Here is a 6,822-nt window from a genome sequence, read left to right on the forward strand (position 1 = left end):
AGCTATCAGCTATCAGCTATCAGCTATCAGCTATCAGCTATCAGCTATCAGCTATCAGCTATCAGCTATCAGCTATCAGCTATCAGCTATCAGCTATCAGCTATCAGCTATCAGCTATCAGCTATCAGCCAAAGGCTTGTGGCCAAGCTACTTGAGTTGCTTTTGAATAAAATAAGCACCTCAAGCAGCGTGAGCTTTAGGCTCACGGCTGACCGCTGACGGCTGAATGCTTACGAGTTTTAAAAGACTAGCGCTTGATTCAAGACGCTCTACCAGGTTGAAACAAGGAGAATTTTACGATGGCTGATCTCTTCCATAAGTCAGGGGTTTTGGCAGCCGCTAGTGTGGCTTTGGGTCTAGCTGTAATGCCAACCCAACCTGTTTCTGCTGCAACTATCAAATATGATTTTACCGTAGATGTAGAGACAGGGGATTTGGCTGGCAACTCTTATCAGGGGTATTTTACCTATGATGACACCTTCCAATTTGACAGCGGATTCGAAAGATTCAACTCTCGGAGCGATGACCTATCGGTAGTCTTCGACTTTAATGGTGTCACCTACACTGAAGCAGATGATTTCTTGTTTCCTGTAGGTCCCTACGTTGATTTTCAGGATGGGGAGCTTTTGGGATTGAATTTTGTTCCCAATTTCTTCGTTTTCGATTTTCCCTTTGAAATCCGTGACGAAGACAATGACCGCATAGGAGGCGACTTCTTTACCTATGGTGATTTCTTTCTCGGTTCTGGAGAAGGTAGTGTCACTTACGCTAAAGTGGGTAAAGTTCCCGAGCCTGCTACTATTTTAGGGTTAAGTGTGCTTGGTGCTAGCTTGCTGCTGGGAAAAAAGAAGGGATCCTCTCAAAACGCTTAGAAGAGTTTTGGGAGTTGAAAGTTAAAAGTTGAAAGTTGAAAGTTGACGGTTGAGTGTTAAGGGTTGAGTGTTGACCGTTGACCGTTAATACTCAACCCTTAATAGCTAGGATAATGGCAAATTTCTAGTCATCTTAGTCATCAAAATTTTGTCCATCGCCCCAATCATGCGATCGCATCTCATCCTCTAGCGCTATTGTTATGGGTTTGTGCGATCGCATCTCATCCTCTAGCGCTATTGTTATGGGTTTGTGCGATCGCATCTCATCCCCTAGCGCTATCCTTATTTCCCCGTGTCAAATATAGCGCTATTGTAAATAGCAACAATGACTAATGGGTAACCATTGAAGTGAAGAGTTTGGTAAATGCGTTCGCGTAGCGTCGGCTGTGGCCGTAGGCCAAGCTGCGCGAACGCCGAATCGCTTGTTTCAATACTCCCTATCTCCCTATCTCCCCATCTCCCTATCTCCCTATCTCCCCAAACTTCCCCAATCCCCGTTCCCTAACTTAGTTAAAAATACGGTTTTCCTATAGTATACTCTTAATTAGCTTAGTAACACAAGCAAATAATCCAATAATCATGACCTACCATAACAACAGACGGGATTCACTGATAGATAATCCAGACCTAGTTGGTGATTTACCCCCAGAAATCGCTAGTCATATTGTTGATTTTGCCATTAACATTACCCCTGAACTCACCAAAGGGCAGTTTGCCGAAGATACAATCTGCTGTTTAAAAGAATTGATTAAGCAAACTAGCAAAATGATCAGCAACTTCAATCCGGCAACGGGAGTCGTAACCACAACGGTAAATGGTCACTTACCTCATGTTCAAACCGTCGAAAAAATGCCTTCTTCTGGGATACTGATAACTCACTAACCCCTCGGTTGTATAAGGCATCACTAAACAATTCAACAAAATTAAAAACACCATAATCCGGTCCTCGTGGGTTTTCACCCATAGAGGAATGTTCCTTATAAGTAGGAAGACGCTGATCCCAATTAAACAAACCAATTTGGTCAAAGGTTTCCGTAAATCTAGCATTAGTGCGCAAGACTTGGTTTGTCTGTGGATGGGGATCTAAGAACGGAAAATTAACATTTGCTTCCCCTCTCACCTTAGCATTAAACATCTTGATATGCTTTTCAATCCGGTCACGGTCTGTAGTAGGATTATCAAAATCTAGATTCAGATCCCCTAATAAGATAAAATTGGGATAATAGGCTCTATCCTGTTGGATAAACCGTCCTAATATCCATGCCATCAGTGCATCAAATTCCTGACGGCGATCTGAGATATAGTCACCAAAATACAGATGAGCATTAACCGCCATAAACTCATAGGGGTTAGTACCAGGATGACCAACAATTCTAAAGCTGACACAGAACGGTTGGCGAGCAAACGTTAGAAACACTGGCATCCTAACATTCGGCTTCTTCGGGCGTTTCCCTAACTGATTTAAATTCCACTGATCCAGTTCTTTTAGATATTCCACATAGGGTAAAATAGCCTGATTGACCTGATCATAGTTACGAGCCAAGGTTTCTAACACCTTAGTACGGTCAAAAGAAATATCTGAGACCACTTCACCCCGCTTAACCATCGACAAATTATATATAAATCCCAGTCTTTCCCCTAATCCTGGTTCATTAGGAAACACCCCAGTTCGATCAGACACAATCATACCAAACTCTGACCCCATCCGCCCCTTCAACTCCTGGAAACCACTCAGGTCATCCATGATTTCTTGGACAGCGAGCAAATCAAAGTGCTTACAAACATGAGCCAAAAAATCCCAGGTTTGAGGACTGCGCTTAGTTACCGCCCCCAGTTTTCTGATATTAAATGACCCCAACACCACCGAGCCATATTCCCGTTTAGGCAATCCATACTTAGTAGGATCGTCAGCCAAAGTTTCTCGTATTTCACCCCATTCTTTTGGAGTAAATTCAGACATAATATTATTTTAAATGTAAACATAGGATTGATAAAAAAAGGGAATCGGGAATCGGGAATCGGGAATCGGGAATCGGGAATCGGGAATCGGGAATCGGGAATCGGGAATCGGGAATCGGGAAGAGTTACCCAAAATACCTATATACTTTATTAAATTTTGCCTTTTGCCTCTTGCCTTTTGCCTCTTGCCTTCCCCTCCTGGGAGGGGTTAGGGGTGGGTTCCTCTTGCCTTTTGCCTTTTGCCTATGCCCTCTTGCCTTATTCTCTATTACCTTGTATTTAACGATTCAGAATTGTCAAACCATTATTATCATTGGCATCTTCAAAAATTGCTACCATTTCCTTCAATTCAAGCTTCATTTATTCAGAAAATCCTACATTATTTACCAACCGGGCTTTCTCTAATTTGGCATCACTCAGATTGACCTTACTCAAGTTGATATCCCCCAGGATAGCACATCTGAGGTTAGTACCACTCAAATTGACACGACTGAGGTTAACACTACTCAAATTAGCACCGCTGAGATCAGCACCTGCACAATCGGATGTTGTATTAAGACCAGCAATTCTCCCTATCTCCAAAAAGTCCTTAGTTTTCTCCTCTATAGAGCGATCGATTAACGGTTGCGCTTCTGGCCGAATTTCTTGATTAGACATAGGTTGACTTAACCAAAATTAATATATTCATCAAAATTTTACTCTATACAGCTTTGACGGCAATCAGCTCATCCCTGATACAGTCAGTCGCCCATTGAACCTCCTTTCATTGTCTTGATGCAGTCGCTCAGGATGTTACAATCAAAAAGCTGCTGGGAATAGTAGGTAAAAACAGACATTATTTAAGATGCTTACCCATTGGAAACAATCCCTAGCCAAGAGTGCTGGACTATTGGCTGTTTTGACTCTTGTACAGAGTTTATACTTCACTCAATCAGCTTCTGCGCAATGCGTGCCGAGTAATTTTTCCTCGAACTGGTTACAACGACAGGAGTACCTTGGTGGTCACACTATTGATCGCCATGTTGGTAAAAGTGATCAACAACTAGTGGACCGATTAATTAATGCTCCCAGAATCAGCGCAGCTAGCACCTATAGCGATTTGGGAACTGCTGCCACTAATATTCAAGCTGCTTTGAGAGCCAACCGGAATAGATTAAATAGTTGGGTTCTTGATGCTGCTAGAGGTGAGAAGCGAGCTGTTAACTATAGGGCTAGGGAAGTAGTTGGTCGTGTGGCTAGCCGTCCTCCTTCTCTGAGCAATATTTCTAATAGTATAAAGTTGCGTGCGGTTATGAAAAAAACAGCAAAAGGAGATTGCTTACTTCTTACGTCATATCCCGCTAGATAACTGCTCAGGGGATTGTATATTTTATAGTGTAGATTTTATAGTTTAGAGTGACCCTTGCTTAAACTATAAGATCTTGTATTTATTTAATCTTCAGTCTCTAATTCTCCAATTTTCAGTCATTACTCAACATTAGCAATTAACTATACACCAAAAATCTACCCATGAGCCAAAAAGCTAACTACGAAAATCTCTACAGTTTTCTTGCTGGGGAGTTTGCTGAAGCTGATTTTGAAGGTAAAAGTGATGAAGAGGTAGTTCTTGGCTGCAACAATCCAGAACTTGCCAAGTGGCATCGTACCATAATTGCCGAAGGACGGGTTGCTTTGGCTTCTCCCTCCTTTCCCTGGAAAGATGTGGGTGACTATGCCAATCGCCATTTTGAAACTGAAGAAAGTGCTAGAAAATGGCTAACACAGATGCTCGACCTGTTGGAAAGTTGCCTTGATAAAGTATCCGGAGGAGAGTAAAGTACGGAAGAGCTATATTTCCCCGATTAAACTATACTCGAAACTTGATAATTTGTCCTTACCCACCTTGTAAGGCAATTTGGTCAATACCTTACGAGGGCACGATTGCGTCCGCAACGGTCAGTGCCAGGTTAATTCTGCTGTCTTTTCCCCAGATGGTCAGACAATTCTCACCGCTTCACGGGACAAAACTGCGAAATTATGGGATAACGATGGGAATTTGATCACAACTCTAAATCAGGATAGCTGTTGGCATGTACATATAAAGGATTATCATTGCGGTCTTACCTCTGCGGTATTTTCTCCAGACGGAACTAAAATTATTACTACTAGTAAAGATAAGACAGCTAAATTGTGGGAGCACAATGGTGAGCTTATCCACATATTTAATGGACATAGCGATTGGGTTAATTCTGCTTTATTTTCCCAAGACGGTGATCAAATCCTTACTGCTTCTGAAGATGGCACTGCCAAATTATGGAATAAGGATGGAAACTTAATTAAAACCTTGAAAGGACATTCCGAGGCAGTCAAAAAAGCCTTGTTTTCCCCAGACGGTAATCACATTATTACCGTTAGTGATGATAATACTGCCAAAATTTGGGATTTGGATGGAAAAGTTATCGCTAAATTAATCGGTCATCAATTATCGGTTACTACTGCAGCGTTTGCTCCCCATGGAGACAAACTAATCACCGCCTCTGATGACTCTACAGTCAAGTTATGGGATATCACCCAACAACCAGTTAATTCTAGTTTTAGACATTCAGCATCTGTGAATTCTGCTGTGTTTTCTCCTGACGGCACAAAAATCTTGACAGCCACTACCGATAAAAACGCTTATTTATGGGATCTGAACGGAAAATTGCTTAAGCAACTTCCTCATGGCTGTGATGTCTCGAATCACTGTTCTGTAAAAACAGCAGCTTTCTCCCCTAATGGTAACTATATTATTACGACTTCCGATGATGGCAAAACCCGGTTATGGAATGGAAAAGGCGATCGCCTGATCATGGCTATTAATTTACATGATCACTATAATAACTTAACGATATTCGGTAGGAGTGGTGCTAAATTTGCCAGCTTTTCCCAAGATGACCAGCAAATTCTGACTACGTCTTACGATCAAACTGCCAAGTTATGGAATTTTAGTGGCAGTGAACTTATAGAAATATCAGAGTACAAAGGACACAAGGGGGTAGTTAATTCCGCTGTCCTATCTCCTAACGGCCAGCAAATCCTTACGGCTTCTAAGGATAAACTGGCGCAGTTGTGGAACTTGAACGGAGAAATAATTACTAATTTTAAAGGACATCAAGATGCTGTTAATTCCGCCGTCTTTTCCCCTGATGGTAAAACAATTCTCACTGCTTCAGCAGATCACACGATAAAGCTGTGGGATTTGAATGGAAACCTGATCCGAACCTTTGGAGGAGGTCGTGAGAAAGGACATATGTTTGATGTTAATTCAGCGGTGTTTTCTCCCGATGGTAAAACAATTCTCTCTGCTTCTGAGGATAAAACTGCCAGGTTGTGGGATTTAAACGGTAGGTTAATCCTGGTGATGAGAGACCATAATGCTGCTGTGAACTCCGCCGTCTTTTCTCCCGATGGCACCAAAATCCTCACTGCTTTCAGCAATGGCACTGCCAGGGTGTGGCTCAAGCCGGAGGATATATATGAGTGGTTGCAAACAGCTAAAATTTATCAGCTTTCACCAGGAGATCGGAAGGTGTTTGGTTTAGAGCACAGCGATCCTAGATAAAATCCTGATGATTTCAGATGCCCTACTTGATTGACTTTTTTGGCTTCGTAGGTTGGGTTGAAGATAGTGAAACCCAACCCTGGTAATGATTTTAGGTAAAATCAATGGTTTTAGTTTTTTTTTATTCACTCAGGTGAGGTACCACGCCTTACTTCCTTGAAAGCGTGGCTCCCAGTTTCATTCGCCGTTGCTGTGTTGGGGGCGTTGCTGAATTAAGGAATGAATGTGCGATCATTTGGTTTTATTAAAGCCCCCTAAATCCCCCAATTCTGATACCGTTGGCGAAATTAATATTTGTTTACACAAGGGTAGCAGATGGGTAACTTTAAGTTCATGCTCCCCCAGAATTGGGGGTTGGGGGGCTATAAAGACTGCTGTCTTCAGGCTGATATTTCTAAATGTTAAATTCGC

Annotated in this window: 9 protein-coding genes and 1 pseudogene; 5 read left to right on the forward strand and 5 right to left on the reverse strand. The window is 42.1% G+C overall.

Annotated elements, in window-relative coordinates:
• Window positions 1-299 precede the first annotated feature (299 nt).
• Window positions 300-872 (forward strand): PEP-CTERM sorting domain-containing protein, encoded by a 573-nt coding sequence (locus F6K37_RS28755; RefSeq protein ID WP_287253859.1) that lies wholly within the window; start codon window positions 300-302, stop codon window positions 870-872.
• Window positions 873-1,005: 133 nt separating this feature from the next.
• Here the strand turns inward: F6K37_RS28755 and F6K37_RS28760 are convergent, their stop codons facing one another.
• The 4 genes from F6K37_RS28760 to F6K37_RS28775 all read right to left on the reverse strand — a co-directional run bounded on the left by F6K37_RS28760 (window position 1,006) and on the right by F6K37_RS28775 (window position 3,488).
• The gene (locus F6K37_RS28760) at window positions 1,006-1,134 is read right to left on the reverse strand and encodes a hypothetical protein (protein ID WP_267872016.1); all 129 of its coding nucleotides are present in this window, start codon (window positions 1,132-1,134) and stop codon (window positions 1,006-1,008) included.
• Between the two features lie 516 nt (window positions 1,135-1,650).
• Window positions 1,651-2,832: an exonuclease/endonuclease/phosphatase family protein gene (locus F6K37_RS28765; protein ID WP_008182401.1), complete on the reverse strand. Its 1,182-nt coding sequence runs from the start codon at window positions 2,830-2,832 to the stop codon at window positions 1,651-1,653.
• Between the two features lie 9 nt (window positions 2,833-2,841).
• Window positions 2,842-2,964: a hypothetical protein gene (locus F6K37_RS28770; protein ID WP_267872015.1), complete on the reverse strand. Its 123-nt coding sequence runs from the start codon at window positions 2,962-2,964 to the stop codon at window positions 2,842-2,844.
• A gap of 227 nt (window positions 2,965-3,191) precedes the next feature.
• Window positions 3,192-3,488 carry a pentapeptide repeat-containing protein gene (locus F6K37_RS28775; RefSeq protein ID WP_008182397.1) on the reverse strand — a complete coding sequence of 99 codons (297 nt, stop codon included), beginning with the start codon at window positions 3,486-3,488 and terminating at the stop codon, window positions 3,192-3,194.
• A 187-nt stretch (window positions 3,489-3,675) separates the two neighbouring features.
• Here F6K37_RS28775 and F6K37_RS28780 point away from each other — a divergent pair, with 187 nt between their 5' ends.
• From F6K37_RS28780 to F6K37_RS28790, 4 genes and pseudogenes are all read left to right on the forward strand, one after another.
• Window positions 3,676-4,179 carry an RNase A-like domain-containing protein gene (locus F6K37_RS28780; protein ID WP_287253863.1) on the forward strand — a complete coding sequence of 168 codons (504 nt, stop codon included), beginning with the start codon at window positions 3,676-3,678 and terminating at the stop codon, window positions 4,177-4,179.
• A 161-nt stretch (window positions 4,180-4,340) separates the two neighbouring features.
• Window positions 4,341-4,646, forward strand: coding sequence for a hypothetical protein (locus F6K37_RS28785; protein WP_008182394.1), 306 nt, complete (start codon window positions 4,341-4,343; stop codon window positions 4,644-4,646).
• A 73-nt stretch (window positions 4,647-4,719) separates the two neighbouring features.
• Window positions 4,720-4,764 (forward strand): annotated as a pseudogene (locus tag F6K37_RS44860) (hypothetical protein); the annotation flags it as partial.
• Between the two features lie 102 nt (window positions 4,765-4,866).
• A complete protein-coding gene (locus F6K37_RS28790) occupies window positions 4,867-6,411 on the forward strand; it encodes a WD40 repeat domain-containing protein (protein ID WP_353736761.1) in 1,545 nt (514 codons plus the stop codon).
• Window positions 6,412-6,642: 231 nt separating this feature from the next.
• On the opposite strand, the gene F6K37_RS28800 is transcribed toward F6K37_RS28790, so the two are convergent.
• Window positions 6,643-6,822 (reverse strand): hypothetical protein (locus F6K37_RS28800; RefSeq protein WP_287253865.1); only part of this gene is annotated, 180 nt, incomplete at its 5' end.

It is taken from the genome of Moorena sp. SIO4E2 (assembly GCF_010671945.1).
In the GTDB taxonomy this organism is placed as follows: Bacteria; Cyanobacteriota; Cyanobacteriia; order Cyanobacteriales; family Coleofasciculaceae; genus Moorena; species Moorena producens.